The sequence below is a fragment of the Ruegeria sp. BE3 genome, from assembly GCF_056538865.1.
In genome coordinates this window covers 280293-296488 of sequence record NZ_JBQFTW010000002.1, presented here as the reverse complement: position 1 = coordinate 296488, position 16196 = coordinate 280293, and the positions used below count along the sequence as shown (strand labels likewise).

Genomic DNA, 16196 nt, shown 5'->3' with positions numbered 1-16196 from the left:
GAGCCGGAAGTCGAGCCTTGTATCAGGAGTGTGATGGACGTCGGCACAATCTCGAAACCGCATGAACGTCTGGCAGAGATGCTGGCGGATGAAATGGCAGCGGTCAACACGCTGATTCGGACGCGTATGGCGTCGGAACATGCCCCGCGCATCCCCGAAGTGACCGCCCATCTTGTCGAAGCTGGCGGTAAGCGCCTGCGCCCGATGCTGACATTGGCTGCGGCGCAGTTGTTCGGCTATTCCGGCGATCATCATGTCAAACTTGCTGCAACGGTCGAGTTCATTCACACCGCGACCCTGCTACATGACGATGTAGTTGATGAAAGCGGGCAGCGGCGCGGGCGTCCTACCGCGAACCTGCTGTGGGACAACAAATCCAGCGTACTGGTTGGCGATTACCTGTTTTCCCGCAGTTTCCAGCTGATGGTCGAAACCGGATCATTGCGGGTTCTGGACATTCTGGCCAATGCCTCGGCGACCATTGCCGAAGGTGAGGTGCTTCAGATGACGGCAGCCACTGATCTGGGCACGGATGAGGGCGTGTATCTGCAAGTGGTGCGCGGCAAGACGGCGGCGTTGTTTTCTGCTGCAACCGAAGTGGGTGGCGTCATCGCTGGCGCGTCTGAAGCGCAGGTCAAGGCGCTGTACGACTACGGAGATGCACTGGGAATTGCATTCCAGATCGCTGATGATCTACTGGATTATCAAGGCAATAGCGCGGCGACGGGTAAGAATGTAGGCGACGATTTCCGCGAACGTAAACTGACCCTGCCTGTGATCAAGGCCGTGGCGCAGGCCACCGCCGAAGAGCACGCCTTCTGGGAGCGTACGATTGGTCGCGGACGTCAGGAAGACGGCGATCTGGATCATGCCCTGTCGCTGATGGCGAAATACGGCACGCTGGACGCGACGCGCGCTGATGCCTTTGGCTGGGCCGCCAAGGCCAAGGCAGCACTTGCGGCACTGCCCGATCATGAAATCCGCAGCTTGTTGGGTGATCTCGCAGACTACGTTGTTTCGCGCCTCAACTAAGCGTCACGGCACGGCACCACCATTCAGGGTGCGCCGCGCCGATTTCATAGGCCGCAAAATGAGCAGCTTTCAGCGTTGGATAAAGCGCGAAACAGGTCGAACCTGAGCCTGACATGCGCGTCAGAAACACGTCTCGTGTCTCGCTCAGTGCATCAAGGACATCCGGGATTTCGGGTGTCACGGATGCCGCAGGTGCCTCCAGATCGTTCCGCTGACCCAGTAACCACTCAGCGCAGTCTTCCGGTGTTGCAAACGCGGGAATCATTGCAGGCATCGGCGCGTTGTCTCGCCTCTGCAGAGCGGAAAAGACCGGCCCGGTCGGAACCGGAATACCCGGATTGACCAGAAGCGCGGGCAAGGGCGGCAAAGTAATCGGTTCGATCTGATCGCCGATCCCACGCATTCGCGCCGCCGAGGCCTGGACACAGACCGGAACATCGGCACCCAGTGAAACCGGAACGGTGTCGGCCATTTTTGCCCCTTGGGCGGTCAAACTGCGCAGGACCGCCGCGGCGTCCGAGGACCCGCCGCCAATACCGCCGCCATGGGGCAAATGTTTCTCCAGTTGAATTTGCCCGGTCCACCCAACGGCCTCAGCCGCCTGCCACACCAGATTGCGCGCGTCACAGGGTACGCCATCGGCAAACTCTCCGCTGACATCCAACGTCAAATCCGGCCCAGAAGTTAGCGTCAAACGATCTCCGACATCGGCGAAAACAACCAGCGAGTCCAGCAGATGATAGCCATCCGCGCGCTGGCCGGTCACATGCAGGGTCAGGTTGATCTTGGCGGGCGCAAACGCCTCAGCCTTCATTGGCTACTTTCAGAGGCTCAGCGCCTTCTTCCTGCAACACCACGTCCAGCCCGGCCTCGATCTTGCGGCGGATGCGTTCAGGATCGGCCTCGCCATCGGTGTCTTCGGGATCAATGAAGGACAGGGCGCGTTTCCACTGGAATTCGGCTTCGCGGGCACGGCCCACGGCCCAATAGACATCGCCCAGATGGTCATTGACCACCGGATCGACCGGCATCAGTTCGACCGCACGCTCCATATGATCCACCGCTTCTTCATAGCGCCCCAGACGGAACAGGACCCAGCCCAAACTGTCGACGATATACCCGCTGTCCGGGCGTGCAGCGACGGCGCGTTCAATCATCTCAAGCGCTTCGTCCAGCTTTTCCTGCCGCTCAACCAGCGAGTAACCCAGATAGTTCAGCACCTGCGGCTGATCCGGGTTCAGCTCCAGCGCGCGGCGGAAGTCGGTTTCGGCCTCGTCCCAGTTCTTGAGCCGCTCGTGCGAGATTCCGCGGGCATAGTGCAGGAACCAGCTGCCGCTGATGCCATCCTCGGTCAGGTCAATCGCGCGGTCATATGATGTCACCGCCGCAGCATAATCCTCCTGCTGGCGGCGCAAATCGGCCAGCGCTACATGTACACCGGGCAGATCGGGGTTTTGCGCGGCCAGGTTCTGCAGCACCTCTGCAGCAGCGTCTTTGCGCTCTGATCGGCTGAGCACTTCGGCGCGACCAAGCTCAGCGGCGTGATAGTCACTGCTTTCCGGCGGCACCTGACGATAGACGTCAACAGCCTGATTATATTGCTCAAGCCCGTCCAGCAGTTCAGCGCTCAGCAGAATGGCGTCGATATGGTCGGGGCGCAGGAACATCGCGATACGGGCATAGAGCAGGACATAATCCGGCGACGCCTCGGCGCTGAGCGCGGCGCCAACCGAGAAGAACACCTCGGCCATGCCATCCTGCGCCGAGCCCACATGGGTAAAGGGCAGCGTTTGCCCGTCGGTCAGCTGCGCGACATAGTTTTCAATGGTCGGGTCGCTTCCGGCAGCAAAGACATCGTCAAGAAATTGCAGCGCATCCGTGTTCCGATCCAGCTGTGACAGAACCTCGGCCCGTGCCAGCGCGGCGCGGCGCGACAGCCGGGCGACGGTTCCGTCATTGGCCGCAAAGATCGCCTCAGCCCCTTCGAAATCGCCAATCGATGCCAGCGCAACGGCTTTGTGATAAAGCGCGAAATCCTTCAGACCTTCCTGCGTTGAAACAAGATCAAACTGCTCCATCGCTTTGGTCATGGCACCCTGATCCATATAGGCCCAGGCGGCCATCAGCCCGTCAACTAGCGGGCCGACGCCTTGTGTCTCGGGATCACGGGCCAGAAGCTCTTCGAGCGCGCCATCTGCAATCAGGTTGGCGGAAATGACCATCCGCGCCGCCTGGCTCGGCAGGCCGTTGGCCTCAATGGTTTCTGCCACGGGCAGCGCGCGCTTGATCTGGCCAAGGGCAAGCCGTGCCACCACGACATTCTCAAGCAGCTTGGCGTTTTGGGGGTCGGTCTTCAGCGCCTGCGAATAATAGCGTTCTGCCGCAGGATAGTCGCTCTGATAGATCGCCTGCCGACCGGCCAGATACGAGCCCGTATCCGCCATCGCGGGAAGCGTCATTGCGGAGCTGAGGATCACGGCCAGTGCCGTGCGTCGAACCAGGGAAACCACCGATATCTGCCTTGCTATCATTGAATGTACGATAAGCTAGGGCTTCGGCAGGCAAGAGGCAATGGCAGAGCCTTCACGACCCTGCCAGAGCCCGTCTTTTCGCTTACATGTTGGGATAGTTCGGGCCATCCCCGCCCTGCGGCGTGGTCCAGGTGATATTCTGGCTGGGATCCTTGATGTCGCAGGTTTTGCAGTGGACGCAGTTTTGGAAGTTGATGACGAATCGCGGACCGTTCTCATCCTCGACCATCTCGTACACGCCTGCAGGGCAATAACGCTGCGCCGGCTCATCGAACTTGGGCAGGTTCACTTTGACCGGGATTTCGGGGTCGGCCAGCCGCAGGTGGCAGGGCTGGCTTTCCTCGTGGTTGGTCGCCGCGAAAGATACGTTGGTCAGACGGTCGAAGGACAGCACGCCATCGGGTTTCGGGTAGTCGATAGGCTGGTGCTTGCTGGCATCCTCGGTCGATTCCGCGTCGTTCTTGCCATGGCCCAGAGTGCCCAGCAGAGAGAAGCCCAGCGTGTTGGTCCACATGTCCATGCCGCCCAGCATTAGCGAGGCGGTCAGGCCGTATTTCGACCAAAGCGGTTTAACGTTGCGCACCTTCTTCAGATCGCTGCCGATGGCACCATCGCGCACGTCGGTTTCATAAGCGGTCAGCTCATCACCCGAACGCTCGGCCTTGATGGCGTCATAGGCGGCCTCAGCCGCGGCTTTGCCCGACAGCATGGCATTGTGGTTGCCCTTGATGCGAGGCACGTTGACCATGCCCGCCGAACAGCCCAGCAGCGCCACGCCCGGAGCTACCAGTTTCGGCATCGACTGATAGCCGCCTTCGGTGATCGCCCGTGCGCCGTAAGCCACACGCTTGCCGCCCTTCAACAGGTCAGCCACCATCGGATGATGCTTGAAGCGCTGGAATTCCATGTAGGGGTACAGATGCGGGTTCTTGTAGTTCAGGTGAACCACAAAACCGACATAGACCTGATTGTTTTCAAGATGATAGATGAACGACCCGCCGCCTGCATTGCTGCCCAGCGGCCAACCCATGGTGTGCGTGACGCTGCCTTCTTTGTGCTTGGCCGGGTCGATCTCCCAGATCTCTTTCATGCCGACGCCGTATTTCTGCGGCTCTTTACCGGCAGACAGGTCGTATTTGGCGATAACCTCCTTGGATAGAGAGCCCCGGACGCCCTCCGACAGGAAGACGTATTTGCCGTGCAGCTCCATGCCCGGTTCGGTGTTGGGACCGTAAGAGCCATCGGGCTCCAGACCAAACACACCTGCCACGACGCCTTTGACTTCGCCGTTTTCGCCATACACCATTTCAGAGCAAGCCATGCCGGGGAAAATCTCAACACCCAGCTCTTCGGCCTGTTCAGCCATCCAGCGGCAGACGTTGCCCATCGACACGATGTAGTTGCCGTGGTTGTTCATCAGCGGCGGCATCGGGAAATTGGGGATGCGCAGCTTACCGGCCTCACCCAGCATGTAGAAGTTGTCTTCATGCACCGGAACGTTCAGCGGCGCGCCCTTTTCCTTCCAATCCGGGATCAGCGCGTCCAGACCGCAAGGGTCCAGCACCGCACCCGACAGGATATGCGCCCCCACTTCCGAGCCTTTTTCCAGTACCACGACATTCAAGTCGGCATCCAGCTGTTTCAGACGGATGGCCGCTGACAGGCCCGCGGGGCCTGCACCCACGATCACCACGTCATATTCCATCGCTTCGCGTTCAATCTCGGCCATCGCGGGCTCCCTAGCTAACTTTCCGAATTGGCGCTTTCACTGCGTGGTCGGCGCAATATTGTTTCACGGCTGATTACATGCTGAGAAAGACATAGGTCAATCGAAACACGGCGTAACAATGCCTCTATTCGACACTTCACGCCTCTGGCGCATCACCCATCAGGTATCTGGGGCCGCTGCCATGGGTTTTGGCCCGGTCATCGGGGTTGTAAAGCCTGCATTTGGGCAAGCTGAGACACCCGCAGCCGATGCATCCGTCCAGATTGTCGCGCAACCGTATCAAAGTATCGATTCGCGCGTCGAGATGAGCGCGCAACCCCTGACTGATGTCTTTCCAATCCTGTGGTGTGGGTGTTCGATTGCCCGGCAGGCCTGATAGCACTTCACGTATCTCAGGCAGGGTCAGGCCGAACTGCTGCGCAATCATGACGAAACTCAGCCGCCGGATATCGGCCCGCTGGTATCGGCGTTGCCCTCCGGCATTGCGCCAGGGCGCGATCAGACCTTGCGCCTCATAGTACCGGATCGCTGAAACAGCCAGCCCAGTGCGCCGGGCCAATGCGCCAATTGCAAGCCCCTCGGAAACCGCCATCTCATCCTCACAAATAATCCTTGACCTAAAGTTAGGTTTAGAAATTACGGTGAGTCGGGACAAGCCAAATCGTAAAGGAGCTCCCATGATGGCAACGCTTGAACACACCAACTTCACGGTCCGCGACCCCAAGGCGTCGGCGGCGTGGATGCAGGACGTCTTTGACTGGAAAACGCGGTGGGAGGGTCCGGCCATAGCCGGCGGCTATACCGTGCATGTGGGCGGGCCCCACACCTACCTTGCGCTTTATAACCCGGGCAATCCAAAGCCACTGAACAACAGCAGCTATGACATCGTTGGTGGCCTGAACCATGTGGGGGTGCTGGTCGAAGATCTGGATGCCACCGAGGCGAAGGTCAAAAAGGCCGGGTTCGAGCCGCACAATCACGCCGATTACGAGCCAGGCCGCAGGTTCTATTTCCGCGACGACAATGGCATCGAATTCGAAGTGGTCCAGTATGATTGAGCTGCTCTGGCTCGGAACCGACGCCCATCGCTGGCGGCGCGGTGACCTTCTGAGACACCGTCATAGGCGAGCTATGCCGCCGCCAAAACGGCGCTAAGTTGCAGGTTGCGCCAGAAGGCGCGCCTGCCCTCTTGCAATTCACGCCTCATTTGGGTCAGGTAATTGCTGACCCATCTTTCGCCCCGACGCTATCACCCTGCGGCGGGGCGTCACAATTTCTGCGTGGACGACAAGACTATGGAAAAAATCCCCATGACGCCTGCGGGCAATGCCGCGCTCGAGGCAGAGTTGAAGAACCTCAAATCGGTCGAGCGACCGGCGATCATCGAGGCGATTGCCTCGGCGCGCGAACTCGGCGACCTGAAGGAAAACGCCGAATACCATTCGGCCCGTGAAAAGCAGGGCTTTATCGAAGGTCGCATCAAAGAACTTGAGGGCGTGCTGTCGCTGGTTGATGTGATCGATCCGACCAAGCTGTCCGGCGCGGTGAAGTTCGGGGCCAAGGTCACTTTGGTCGATGAAGACACCGACGAGGAAAAGACCTGGCAAATCGTGGGTGAATATGAGGCCAATATCGAAGCGGGCCTTCTGAATATCAAATCCCCTATCGCCCGCGCCCTGATCGGCAAGGATGAAGGCGACAGCGTCGAGGTCCGCACCCCCGGCGGTGTGCGCTCATACGAAATTCTGAGCATCGAATACGCCTGATCCGGAGCGTCACGTCATGTCCGACACCGACCCTGATCCGGAAGATAAGAAACCGACCTCTCTGGGCATCTATGACCGACCCGGTTCCCCTTCGGTGACCGGGATCGAAATCGCGGCAGGTGCGCTCAGCCTGTTGTGGCTGGTCGTGGCCGTGGTGTTTCTGGTGCTGCCCGGCGCCGGACAGGGCGGATTTATCGTTACGGCTCTGGCCGTGTTCCTGCCGGTCGCGATGATCTGGGTCGCGGCGCTGGCGATGCGTGCCAGCCGGATCATGCGCGAGGAAAGCGCCCGGCTTCAGACTGCGATCGATGCCATCCGCAACAGCTATGTCACGCAGCAACAGCGCGCGGCCAGCACCTATGAGCCGACGGTTGGCAAAAAACTGGACGAAATTGCCGAGACCGCCAAGAAAACCGAAAGTGCATTGGCCACATTCTCGACCAACCGCGCCGAGCCGACGCGGCCCGGCAAGCGATCGTCTGAGCCTGCCAATCAGACTTCGCTGGAGCTGGGCACATCGGCGGAAGAGATCACGCCGCCGCTGGCCCGGGATGTATTCATCCGTGCGTTGAACTTTCCGGAAACCCAGGATGACAAGGAAGGCTTCAACGCTCTGCGCGTTGCGCTGAAGGATCGCAAGGCGGCAAAGCTGGTGCAGGCCTCGCAAGACGTTCTGACCCTCCTCAGCCAGGAGGGGATCTATATGGACGATTTGCGCCCCGACATGGCCCGGCCTGAAGTCTGGCGACAGTTTGCGCATGGCGAGCGCGGGCGGGCGGTGGCCACGTTGGGCGGCATCCGCGACCGGTCCTCGCTGGCGCTGACGGCGGCGCGGATGAAGCAGGACCCGATCTTTCGCGATGCGGCCCATCACTTCCTGCGCCGATTCGATCACATGATCGCCGATTTCGAACCCGAGGCCAGCGACGCCGAACTGACTGCACTGGGTGAGACCCGAACGGCGCGAGCCTTCATGCTGGTTGGTCGCGTGGCGGGGACGTTTGACTAAGGCGTTTAGAGACCGAAGCTTCCGTAGGGGTAAAACCGCACTGGATCACCCGGCTGAATATGGCGCGCGCCGTCTTCGATCTCGACCAGCCCCTCGGCCCAGCTGAGCCCGCTGATCCGGCCAGAGCCTTCGGACCGGAACACCTCGACTCGGCCCTCTCGAATTCGCGCGCGCAAGTACTCGCGACGGCCCGGTTTCTTGCGTTTCTCGAACGCGGCGGGCACATCAAAGCCCTGCGGTTCCTGCCATCCTGCACCAGCCATCAGGCTTAATGTGGGGCGGGCGAAGATCAGCGTGCAGACCAGCGCGGCCACGGGGTTGCCGGGCAGACCAAATACCGGAGTTTCCTGCCACATACCCAGCGCCAAAGGCCGCCCCGGTTTCAACGCGATGCGCCATTCCTGCATCGCCCCCGCCTCACGCAGCAGGGCCGAGACATGGTCCTCATCCCCCGCCGAAGCCCCGCCGCTGGTCAGGATCACGTCAGCTTGCGTCGCTGCGTCGTCCAGTCGCTGTTTCAACGCGTCCCGGTCATCGGGCACACGCCCTAAATCGACCGCATCGAAGCCCATACGCGCCATCAGAGACAGCAACATCGGGCGATTGACATCGTAAATCTGCCCGGGTCCCACAGCGCCGCCCGGTTCGACCAATTCATCGCCTGTGGACAGAATACCCACGCGAAGGACCTTACGGACCGGGACCTCATTAATGCCTACCGCCGACATCAACGCCAGATCCGCCGGCGTGACATACCGCCCTGCGGCCAACGCGACGTCACCCTCGGCGACGTCTTCGCCCGCCTTTCGCGCATTGGCCCCCTGTTTCAGCGGGCCGTGAAAGGCAATGTGACCGTCCTGAACCGTCACGTCCTCTTCCAGAATGACTGTCTCCACACCCTCTGGCAGAGCGGCCCCGGTCAGAACCCGGATCGCGTGGTCCTGCGGCACTACCCCTTCGAACGGAACGCCTGCGGCCGCCCGCCCTTCAATCAACGGCATAACGCAGGGGCCTTCGGGTATGGCCCCGGCAAAGCCATAGCCATCCACCGCCGTATTCGGCAGCGGGGGATTGGAGCGTTTGGCAATCACATCTTCTGCCAGAATGCGCCCAACGGTCTGCATCAAAGGCACGGTTTCTACCCCGGTCACCACCGTCAAACGGTCGCGCAATAGCGCCAAGGCGTCATCGACCGGTGTCCATTTCACCCCGGCGGGCAGCGCAAAACAATCGTCGCGCAGGGGCGGAGGCGTGATATCCGGTTTGCTCATAACCCGACCTCTTTCAGTATGAAATCCGCGATGGCGGTGGTGTCGTTCAGATCGAAAACCACACGATCCGTGTCCAATAGAGTATCGCTTGCAATCGCTCGAATGGATGGATCACCGGGGGCGATCAGCGGGTTGTCCGCAACAGCGCGAAACGCCTCGACCTTGGGATGGGATTCGCGTTTGAAGCCTTCGATCAATACCAGATCAACCGGCGAGAGGCGGCCCAGCAGATCTGCCAAAGACGGCTCCGGCGCGCCGCGCAGTTCCTGCATCACTGCGATGCGCTGCCCCGAGGCCAGCAGCACCTCTGATGCGCCTGCCGCGCGGTGGCGATAACTGTCGGTGCCGGGTTGGTCGACGTCAACGGAATGATGCGCGTGTTTCACGGTGGAAACGGTGAGACCACGACCGGTGATTTCAGCCACCAACCGCTCCATCAACCCGGTTTTGCCCGCGTTTTTCCAGCCGGTGACGCCGTAGATCCTCATGCCTGCTCCAACAGTGTCTCGGCGCGGGCAAGATCATCGGGAGTGTTGACGTTGAAGAAGGGGTCAAAGGGCTCGGCCGGAAACAGGGCTTCGCGCCCATCGTGCTGATCGGTCCAAAGCACCACCTTGCGCAGCCCGTCCTTCAGCGCCGCCCGCAGATCATCGCGCAACGCGACGGGCCAGAGGCCGAAGGTCGGGTGCCGGTTCACGCGTTTGCCGCCGCCGGATTTCAATGCTTCATCGCCAGTGCGCGGAGTTGTGGCAAGTACAAGGGGATATTTCTGCCCATCGGAAGCCCGTACCAACTGTCTCACCAGATCACGCGGAAAGAACGGTGTATCCGCGGCAACCGTCACGATGGATTGCGCGCCTTGTTCAGCGGCCCAATCGAGACCTGCGAGAACACCGGCCAGCGGTCCGGCGAAACCCTCAATCGAATCTGCGATCACGGGCAAGTCCAACTCAGAGAACCGAGAGGCGTCTCCGTTCGCGTTGAGCGACAGACCGTCCACCTGAGGCCGCAGCCTATCTATCACGCGATCCAGCAGGCTAATTCCACCGATCTGCAACAGCCCTTTATCGCCTCCTCCCATGCGGGTCGCGAGGCCACCAGCCAGAATAACGCCCAACGGCTTTTGCTGTTGTTCAGCCATTGGCACTCTTCCTGCGATGTTTCTTATCCTCGACCGCTACAGTCGCCGGGTCCACGTCGCGCATCAGACGATCCTCACCTGACAAACACACGAACCGCTGCCCGCGCATCCGACCGATCAGAGTCAGGCCGACCGCGCGCGCGATCTCGACGCCCCAAGCGGTGAAGCCGGAGCGCGAGGCCAGAACCGGAATGCCCATCATCGCCGTTTTGATCACCATTTCCGAGGTCAAACGACCGGTCGTATAAAGGATCTTGTCCGCGGCCCCCTCACCCTCGGACAGCATCCATCCCGCGATCTTGTCGACGGCGTTGTGGCGGCCCACATCTTCCATATAGACCAGCGGGCGGTTTTCACGGCACAGCACGGTGCCATGAATCGCCCCGGCCTCAAGGTACAGCGACGGGGTGCGGTTGATCTTGGCGGCCAGATCATACAGCCACGAGGTGCGCACCGAGACCTGCGGCAGACGCACGTCCTCAAGCCCCTCCATCATGTCACCAAAAACCGTGCCCACGGCACATCCGCTCGTGCGGGTTTTTTTCTTCAGCTTGTCCTCATACGAGGTTTCACGCGCGGTGCGCACAACCACGGTTTCCAGATCGTCGTCATAGTCGACCTGCGTGATCTCATCATCCGCAAGCAGCATGCCCTGATTGCGCAGGAACCCCAGCGCAAGATACTCGGGATAGTCACCAATGGTCATCGCCGTCACGATTTCCTGCGAGTTTAGAAAAATCGTCAGCGGGCGTTCCTCGACCACCGAGATCTGGCTGACCTCACCATTCTGATCCACGCCTTCCACGGCACGGGTCAGGCGGGCGGCCCCAGGATCGGGCGCGATGAGATAGTCTGACAGGTCCAATTCCGTGGCCAATTGCAACCCTTTCCCAAGACGGCTACTGCTGCTCGCAACACCATAGGATTTAGCCATGACCTCTGCCACATCCAAGTCATACTTCTGGAAAGGTTTTCGCGACGGAACGCCGTTTGTCTTTGTCGCGATGCCCTTTGGTCTGTTGTTCGGCGTTTTCGCGACCGAGGCGGGGTTTAATGTCGTTCAAACACTGGCCTTTTCCGCCACCGTCTTTGCCGGGGCGGCGCAATTCACGGCGCTGCAATTGCTGCAGGACAATACCCCCACAATGATCGTCCTGATCTCAGCGCTGGCTGTGAACCTGCGGGTCGCGATGTATTCGGCCTCGCTGACGCCTTACTTGGGCGCGGCACCATTGTGGCAGCGCGCCTGTGCAGCCTATCTGATTGTCGATCAATCCTATGCCTGCTCGATGGTCCGGTTTGAAAAAGAACCTGATATGTCTGTGCCCCAACGCATGATCTATTTCGTCGGTTCGGTCACACCGATCACACCACTTTGGATTCTGGGCACCTATCTGGGGGCGGTGCTGGGCACGCAGATCCCGGAAAGCTGGGCCCTGGACTTTGCCTTGCCGATCACGTTTCTGGCCATGATCGGGCCGATGATGCGCACCTTTGCGCATGTGGTTGCCGCACTTGTTGCGATTGTGGTTGCTCTGCTCACCGTCGCAGTGCCGTTTAACCTTGGCCTTCTGATCGCAGGTGCCGCCGGGATGATTGCCGGCGCGCAAGCCGAACTGATGCTGGAGCGGAGCAAGCCATGACCCAGATCGACAACGTGACTATCTGGATCATCATCATCGGTCTGGCAGTTGGAAGCTATCTTCTGCGATTCACCTTCATCGGGTTAGTCGGAGATCGCCCGATGCCGCCCTGGCTGCTGCGCCACCTGCGTTACACCGCCGTTGCGATTATCCCTGCCCTGATCGCGCCGCTTGTGGTCTGGCCATCGGCAACCGACGGGCAACCGGACTTGCCGCGCATGGCCGCAGCCGCAGTGGCGCTGACAGTCGGGTACGTTACCAAGAATGTGCTGGCGGCGATCTTTACCGGCGCAGCCACGCTCTATGGTCTGCTTTATCTAGTTGGTTGAGGTCGCTTCGAGCTGATTGAGCCGCGCGTTGTTTTCTGCCAGCCCCTGCTGCAGATCAGCCGAGTCACTCTCACGATACTCGGTGGTGACAACCCCCGGGACCTGCCCGAATTGGTCCGACAGTTTCACCGGATAGAAGGTCGTGCTGATCTGCTCGAATCCCGGTACCTGCTGCAACAGCTGCGAGGTTGAGTTCGCGCAGAACGCCCCTGCCACTGGCCCCATCTGTTTGGCCAGTTGCAGCGCAATCTCGGCTTGTTGCGGGGTCACTTCGATGGTCTGGATGCGGGCATAATGGGTTTCGCGCGCATGGCTGCTGCGATAGGCCCGTTCGACATTCGGGGTGATGCCATAAAGCACATCGTTCTTGATCGGAACCACATCCGCCCGGAAGGACCCGGCAGGATCGAAGATCACGCGTTCGCTGCCGCTGATCATCAACGATGTATGCGCGCCTGACCCGGTGCGCGTGCTGATCATGGTATAGAGCGTCAACGTCGATGGCCCCGGATCACGATAGGATCGGGCCACAATCTCAGACGAATCTGCCTGCGGGCGCTGCGAACCGGCGCAACCCGCGACGGTCACCGCCAACAGGCAGGCTATCAGAAACCTGAACACGGAACGCGCCTCGGGGACCGATTAGGACGCAAAAACCGCCAGGAAAATGCAAAGGAAGACAATCGCCACCACGCACCAGGTGGTGAATTTGACGAAACCATCGAAGGTTTTGGTCTGAACGGTGATGTCCATCTCGCCGTGCTTGTGATCAGCCATGTTCGTAAGAATCCCAATTCGCGTGTTTGAGATGTTGGATAATGCAAAATTCAGGGCCTGTCACGACGTCAATCGCGCGCAGTTGAACCAAAGATCGTGCAGCCCGGATAACCGAACCCCCAGCGCCAGGGCAACCCACTGCAGGGACCGCCCCCAAAACGCACCGCCAGGAACATCGCCTCGGAGGTGATGGAATGGACGGATTTGATCTGCTCCGGTGTCATGTCGTAGCGTTCGGCATAGTCCTTGGCATGGGTCACACCGTGGGCTTTGACGCAGGCACGCAGGGCGTCATCAGCCGCGAGGCGGGCGTCAAAGCTGGCCTCGGCCTGTGATGCGCCGCCTGCGTTGTGATAGGCGCGGTCATGGGTGACACAGCAATATTCCCAGGGCGGATGCTCTTCATAGAGCAGGCTGAACTTGGGGAAAGTCTCGGCGACCAGACGCCAGCTTGATGATAACCCGCCCGAACAGCCATCGGTTTCGAACGGGATCAGTTCGGCCCCTTCGATGGAGCTCATCAACACCCGGTGCGCTGGCATTTCCACGTTGCGCATCAGGTCCTGTCCGGCAGCGGGCAGCGCGCAGCAGGCCAGAAAGGTGGCAAGCTTAAGGGCTTTCATCGCGCATCTCGGCAGTGTCAACCGACAGACCAAAGGTGGTCGCCAGCCACAGCATGAGCCGTTCACCCGGTCCCATCTCGGACCGAACACGCAGCACTTCGCGGGCTATCGCCGGACGGTCGGTAATCAGCCCGTCGACCCCCATTGAAGCCATGGCCGACATTTGCAGCGGATCATTCACCGTCCACACATAGATATCTTTGCCCGCCTCGTGGACCGAGCGGATGAGGCCTGGCGAAACAGTTGCCGCGTTCACGGCCACGAAATCGCCCTCCAGCCCCGACAAGTCGCCAATCGCTGTTGCCGCCAGAACCCCCGCCCGCCAATCGGGGCGCAGCGCTTTCATCTTCTGCACTGCCGGGTATTTCAGCGACATGGTGGCGATGTCGTCCTGCATCCCTAGCTCTTCGACAATCGCAGCAACGCGATTTTCCAGATCAACGTCGTGACCATAGTATTTCAACTCGATGATGACCTTGGATTTGCCTTTAGCAGCTTCCAGAACATCACGCAGCGTGGGTGTACGTTCCGAGGCGTATTCAGGGCCGAACCAACTGCCGATATCGATCTCGGCCACATCCTCCATGGTCGCGTCCCACACCTTGAGCGGCACGCCCGCCAATTTCATGAAATCGCTGTCATGGGCGATGATGACCACATCGTCTGCGGTTTCCTGCACGTCGATCTCAACCCAGTCGGCGCCATCCTCAATCGCCTTCAGAACCGACGCCATCGTGTTCTCGGGTCGCAACGCCGCCGCGCCCCGATGGCCAATGACATCCGCATGATCTGGAGCCTGCACCCGTTCCAGCAGTTCCTGCCCGAACCAGAGCCCGATGAGCAGAGCGACGACCGCGCCCCCGACCACGGCATATAGCGGCGCAAGCAGATTACCAGGTTCGGGATGGGGCACTTCTTTGCCCTTTGCATCAAAAAACCCATCCAACAGAACCGCCAGCGCCCCCAGCGCGATTGCAGCCAGCACCAACCCGGCCAGCGACCAGAGTCCGGCAACGATCAGGCTGAGGATCAGGGCGAGGCGCAGGTTCGTACCCTCTTGCAGCGGCACCAGATCGAAGAAGAACCCGGCAACGATTGCGATCAGCGATGCGATGACGATGCGCAGGACCAGCCACAGGGCAAGTTCGATCTTGAGGCGGCCACGGCGCCCTTCCATCTGCTCGGCGCTGCGATCAAAGGCCTGCGCTGGCGTGCAACTTTCGAACAGCACCAGATGCAGCGCCAAGGCCCAGGCCGAAAGCTTGCGGATCAAAACCCACGCCAGACAGAGAACCACGAAACCGATCAGGACCACCGCGACCCAGAATGAAGGTGGGTGGAATGTGAGGTAATAATTGATGTCGTATTCCGTCAGCGTCCACCACGCTATTGCTCCGGCCACAAGCACGAAGGGCAGTGCCAGAAGCAAAACGCGCAGGATGAAACGCGCCGCAAAGCCGAACAGCGCAGGCAGGCGGGTCAAGATCAAACGGATGGAGGCACTGCCTGCCCGCCACGGATCGCTCTCACCCATCCGCAATGAACCGGCCATGACCGAGAACACAAAGACTTCGGCCAGCAGAAACAGGCTGAGCACCGCAACTGCTGCGATGAAGCCCGCAGGCGACAGCAGGAACATGGCGATGTCCTGATCGGTCAGCGCCGATTGATTCGACAGGGAGACGGCCAAATTGACCGCGATGGCCACCCCCGGCGCGATCAAAGCCACCAGCAGCAACCGCACCGCCAGATAGATCGGCACAAAGACGCGCCGCCGCGCCCATGCGCCGCGATAGGCGGTTGTAACGGCTGAGAAATTGGTCACGCAACACCCTCCTGAATGATGATCTCATTCAAGGCTGCGAAAGCATGAATTGCAAGAGTGTGCGTTAGTTGTCTTCCAGATCAGCCGCCAGTCGGAACCCGATGCGATTGGCCGGTTTATCCTCGACCGTTTTGGGCAGAGCGCGCAGCATCACGTTCAACTGGCTGACATGCTGAACAAGCTGGGTCTTCGCCCCACCGCCATCCGAGCCATAGAAGGTGATCACATCGGGATCAAAATAACCCATGCCTTCAATCCGCATCACACCGGCATCGCCGCCGGTAAAGCCCATGGCGACCTCTTGATCGCCATCCAGCGTCTTTTCGAAGTTCTGGATATACATGATCAGCCGCTCATAGGCCCATTGCGCCGGGCTTTTGGTTTCGACCGGCGCTTGCAAAGTTTTGGGCAGATCCTTGTTGCCCGAGGCCGCCTCGGGGTTGGCATGCACCTCGTAGCATCGTGGTAAAGCTGCGGATTCCGCCGCTTCGGCCGAGGTTTCGATCTGGTCCTGCATCGC

Annotated in this window: 19 protein-coding genes; 6 read left to right on the top strand and 13 right to left on the bottom strand. The window is 60.2% G+C overall.

All coding sequences use genetic code 11. From position 1 onward, the window contains the following. The first annotated feature begins 33 nt into the window (after nucleotides 1-33). Entirely contained in the window at nucleotides 34-1032 is a 999-nt protein-coding gene (locus ACR0AZ_RS08870; RefSeq protein WP_480470933.1) for a polyprenyl synthetase family protein, read from the top strand. On the opposite strand, the gene ACR0AZ_RS08865 is transcribed toward ACR0AZ_RS08870, so the two are convergent. From ACR0AZ_RS08865 to soxR, 4 genes are all read right to left on the bottom strand, one after another. Then, a complete protein-coding gene (locus ACR0AZ_RS08865) occupies nucleotides 1025-1846 on the bottom strand; it encodes a 4-(cytidine 5'-diphospho)-2-C-methyl-D-erythritol kinase (protein ID WP_480667249.1) in 822 nt (273 codons plus the stop codon). The two genes, ACR0AZ_RS08870 and ACR0AZ_RS08865, sit on opposite strands and share 8 nt — an antisense overlap. Then, on the bottom strand, nucleotides 1836-3491 hold the full coding sequence (locus ACR0AZ_RS08860; protein WP_480667317.1) for a tetratricopeptide repeat protein: 1656 nt from the start codon (nucleotides 3489-3491) through the stop codon (nucleotides 1836-1838). Before ACR0AZ_RS08860 ends, ACR0AZ_RS08865 begins: the two co-directional genes overlap by 11 nt. A 154-nt stretch (nucleotides 3492-3645) precedes the next feature. Beyond that, nucleotides 3646-5292 (bottom strand): electron transfer flavoprotein-ubiquinone oxidoreductase, encoded by a 1647-nt coding sequence (locus ACR0AZ_RS08855; protein WP_480667248.1) that lies wholly within the window; start codon nucleotides 5290-5292, stop codon nucleotides 3646-3648. A 136-nt stretch (nucleotides 5293-5428) separates the two neighbouring features. Then, nucleotides 5429-5884: a redox-sensitive transcriptional activator SoxR gene (soxR, locus tag ACR0AZ_RS08850; RefSeq protein ID WP_480659247.1), complete on the bottom strand. Its 456-nt coding sequence runs from the start codon at nucleotides 5882-5884 to the stop codon at nucleotides 5429-5431. Nucleotides 5885-5969: 85 nt separating this feature from the next. Here soxR and ACR0AZ_RS08845 point away from each other — a divergent pair, with 85 nt between their 5' ends. The 3 genes from ACR0AZ_RS08845 (at nucleotide 5970) to ACR0AZ_RS08835 (ending at nucleotide 8067) form a co-directional block, all read left to right on the top strand. After that, nucleotides 5970-6350 (top strand): VOC family protein, encoded by a 381-nt coding sequence (locus ACR0AZ_RS08845; protein ID WP_480667247.1) that lies wholly within the window; start codon nucleotides 5970-5972, stop codon nucleotides 6348-6350. A 237-nt stretch (nucleotides 6351-6587) separates the two neighbouring features. After that, complete coding sequence (greA, locus tag ACR0AZ_RS08840; RefSeq protein WP_480470938.1) at nucleotides 6588-7058, top strand: transcription elongation factor GreA; 471 nt, start codon at nucleotides 6588-6590, stop codon at nucleotides 7056-7058. Nucleotides 7059-7074: 16 nt separating this feature from the next. Next, on the top strand, nucleotides 7075-8067 hold the full coding sequence (locus ACR0AZ_RS08835; protein ID WP_480470939.1) for a hypothetical protein: 993 nt from the start codon (nucleotides 7075-7077) through the stop codon (nucleotides 8065-8067). 5 nt (nucleotides 8068-8072) lie between these two features. On the opposite strand, the gene ACR0AZ_RS08830 is transcribed toward ACR0AZ_RS08835, so the two are convergent. The 4 genes from ACR0AZ_RS08830 to ACR0AZ_RS08815 are packed head-to-tail and all read right to left on the bottom strand — an operon-like array spanning nucleotide 8073 to nucleotide 11413. Beyond that, nucleotides 8073-9338 carry a molybdenum cofactor synthesis domain-containing protein gene (locus ACR0AZ_RS08830; RefSeq protein ID WP_480470940.1) on the bottom strand — a complete coding sequence of 422 codons (1266 nt, stop codon included), beginning with the start codon at nucleotides 9336-9338 and terminating at the stop codon, nucleotides 8073-8075. Continuing rightward, nucleotides 9335-9826: a molybdopterin-guanine dinucleotide biosynthesis protein B gene (gene mobB / locus ACR0AZ_RS08825; protein WP_480470941.1), complete on the bottom strand. Its 492-nt coding sequence runs from the start codon at nucleotides 9824-9826 to the stop codon at nucleotides 9335-9337. Before mobB ends, ACR0AZ_RS08830 begins: the two co-directional genes overlap by 4 nt. After that, nucleotides 9823-10479, bottom strand: coding sequence for a molybdenum cofactor guanylyltransferase MobA (gene mobA, locus ACR0AZ_RS08820; RefSeq protein ID WP_480667246.1), 657 nt, complete (start codon nucleotides 10477-10479; stop codon nucleotides 9823-9825). The genes mobB and mobA overlap by 4 nt, the downstream gene beginning before the upstream one ends. Continuing rightward, on the bottom strand, nucleotides 10472-11413 hold the full coding sequence (locus ACR0AZ_RS08815; RefSeq protein WP_480667245.1) for a formate dehydrogenase accessory sulfurtransferase FdhD: 942 nt from the start codon (nucleotides 11411-11413) through the stop codon (nucleotides 10472-10474). Before ACR0AZ_RS08815 ends, mobA begins: the two co-directional genes overlap by 8 nt. Here ACR0AZ_RS08815 and ACR0AZ_RS08810 point away from each other — a divergent pair. Together ACR0AZ_RS08810 and ACR0AZ_RS08805 are read left to right on the top strand one after the other, a co-directional pair. Next, complete coding sequence (locus tag ACR0AZ_RS08810; protein WP_480470944.1) at nucleotides 11412-12122, top strand: AzlC family ABC transporter permease; 711 nt, start codon at nucleotides 11412-11414, stop codon at nucleotides 12120-12122. The two genes, ACR0AZ_RS08815 and ACR0AZ_RS08810, sit on opposite strands and share 2 nt — an antisense overlap. Next, nucleotides 12119-12451, top strand: a complete 333-nt coding sequence (locus ACR0AZ_RS08805; RefSeq protein WP_480470945.1) for an AzlD domain-containing protein — start codon at nucleotides 12119-12121, stop codon at nucleotides 12449-12451. The genes ACR0AZ_RS08810 and ACR0AZ_RS08805 overlap by 4 nt, the downstream gene beginning before the upstream one ends. Here the strand turns inward: ACR0AZ_RS08805 and ACR0AZ_RS08800 are convergent. From ACR0AZ_RS08800 to ACR0AZ_RS08780, 5 genes are all read right to left on the bottom strand, one after another. Beyond that, a complete protein-coding gene (locus tag ACR0AZ_RS08800; protein ID WP_480470946.1) occupies nucleotides 12440-13072 on the bottom strand; it encodes a hypothetical protein in 633 nt (210 codons plus the stop codon). The genes ACR0AZ_RS08805 and ACR0AZ_RS08800 overlap by 12 nt on opposite strands. Nucleotides 13073-13093: 21 nt before the next feature. Then, nucleotides 13094-13228, bottom strand: coding sequence for an aa3-type cytochrome c oxidase subunit IV (locus ACR0AZ_RS08795; protein WP_480470947.1), 135 nt, complete (start codon nucleotides 13226-13228; stop codon nucleotides 13094-13096). A gap of 68 nt (nucleotides 13229-13296) precedes the next feature. Next, nucleotides 13297-13851 carry a hypothetical protein gene (locus ACR0AZ_RS08790; RefSeq protein ID WP_480470948.1) on the bottom strand — a complete coding sequence of 185 codons (555 nt, stop codon included), beginning with the start codon at nucleotides 13849-13851 and terminating at the stop codon, nucleotides 13297-13299. Then, complete coding sequence (locus tag ACR0AZ_RS08785) at nucleotides 13838-15676, bottom strand: glycerophosphodiester phosphodiesterase family protein (RefSeq protein WP_480667244.1); 1839 nt, start codon at nucleotides 15674-15676, stop codon at nucleotides 13838-13840. The genes ACR0AZ_RS08790 and ACR0AZ_RS08785 overlap by 14 nt, the downstream gene beginning before the upstream one ends. A gap of 64 nt (nucleotides 15677-15740) precedes the next feature. Beyond that, nucleotides 15741-16193 (bottom strand): DUF6173 family protein, encoded by a 453-nt coding sequence (locus ACR0AZ_RS08780; protein ID WP_480470950.1) that lies wholly within the window; start codon nucleotides 16191-16193, stop codon nucleotides 15741-15743. Nucleotides 16194-16196: the final 3 nt, after the last annotated feature.

What these genes read in the sequence shown, in the direction of transcription:
- ACR0AZ_RS08780 (WP_480470950.1), bottom strand. Translation starts at nt 16,193, where the DNA reads ATGCAGGACCAGATCGAAACCTCGGCCGAAGCGGCGGAATCCGCAGCT.
- ACR0AZ_RS08855 (WP_480667248.1), bottom strand. Translation starts at nt 5,292, where the DNA reads ATGGCCGAGATTGAACGCGAAGCGATGGAATATGACGTGGTGATCGTG.
- greA (WP_480470938.1), top strand. Translation starts at nt 6,588, where the DNA reads ATGGAAAAAATCCCCATGACGCCTGCGGGCAATGCCGCGCTCGAGGCA.
- ACR0AZ_RS08860 (WP_480667317.1), bottom strand. Translation starts at nt 3,491, where the DNA reads ATGACGCTTCCCGCGATGGCGGATACGGGCTCGTATCTGGCCGGTCGG.
- ACR0AZ_RS08845 (WP_480667247.1), top strand. Translation starts at nt 5,970, where the DNA reads ATGATGGCAACGCTTGAACACACCAACTTCACGGTCCGCGACCCCAAG.
- ACR0AZ_RS08805 (WP_480470945.1), top strand. Translation starts at nt 12,119, where the DNA reads ATGACCCAGATCGACAACGTGACTATCTGGATCATCATCATCGGTCTG.
- mobA (WP_480667246.1), bottom strand. Translation starts at nt 10,479, where the DNA reads ATGGCTGAACAACAGCAAAAGCCGTTGGGCGTTATTCTGGCTGGTGGC.
- ACR0AZ_RS08815 (WP_480667245.1), bottom strand. Translation starts at nt 11,413, where the DNA reads ATGGCTAAATCCTATGGTGTTGCGAGCAGCAGTAGCCGTCTTGGGAAA.
- ACR0AZ_RS08830 (WP_480470940.1), bottom strand. Translation starts at nt 9,338, where the DNA reads ATGAGCAAACCGGATATCACGCCTCCGCCCCTGCGCGACGATTGTTTT.
- ACR0AZ_RS08790 (WP_480470948.1), bottom strand. Translation starts at nt 13,851, where the DNA reads ATGAAAGCCCTTAAGCTTGCCACCTTTCTGGCCTGCTGCGCGCTGCCC.
- soxR (WP_480659247.1), bottom strand. Translation starts at nt 5,884, where the DNA reads ATGGCGGTTTCCGAGGGGCTTGCAATTGGCGCATTGGCCCGGCGCACT.
- ACR0AZ_RS08865 (WP_480667249.1), bottom strand. Translation starts at nt 1,846, where the DNA reads ATGAAGGCTGAGGCGTTTGCGCCCGCCAAGATCAACCTGACCCTGCAT.
- ACR0AZ_RS08810 (WP_480470944.1), top strand. Translation starts at nt 11,412, where the DNA reads ATGACCTCTGCCACATCCAAGTCATACTTCTGGAAAGGTTTTCGCGAC.
- mobB (WP_480470941.1), bottom strand. Translation starts at nt 9,826, where the DNA reads ATGAGGATCTACGGCGTCACCGGCTGGAAAAACGCGGGCAAAACCGGG.
- ACR0AZ_RS08835 (WP_480470939.1), top strand. Translation starts at nt 7,075, where the DNA reads ATGTCCGACACCGACCCTGATCCGGAAGATAAGAAACCGACCTCTCTG.
- ACR0AZ_RS08870 (WP_480470933.1), top strand. Translation starts at nt 34, where the DNA reads ATGGACGTCGGCACAATCTCGAAACCGCATGAACGTCTGGCAGAGATG.
- ACR0AZ_RS08795 (WP_480470947.1), bottom strand. Translation starts at nt 13,228, where the DNA reads ATGGCTGATCACAAGCACGGCGAGATGGACATCACCGTTCAGACCAAA.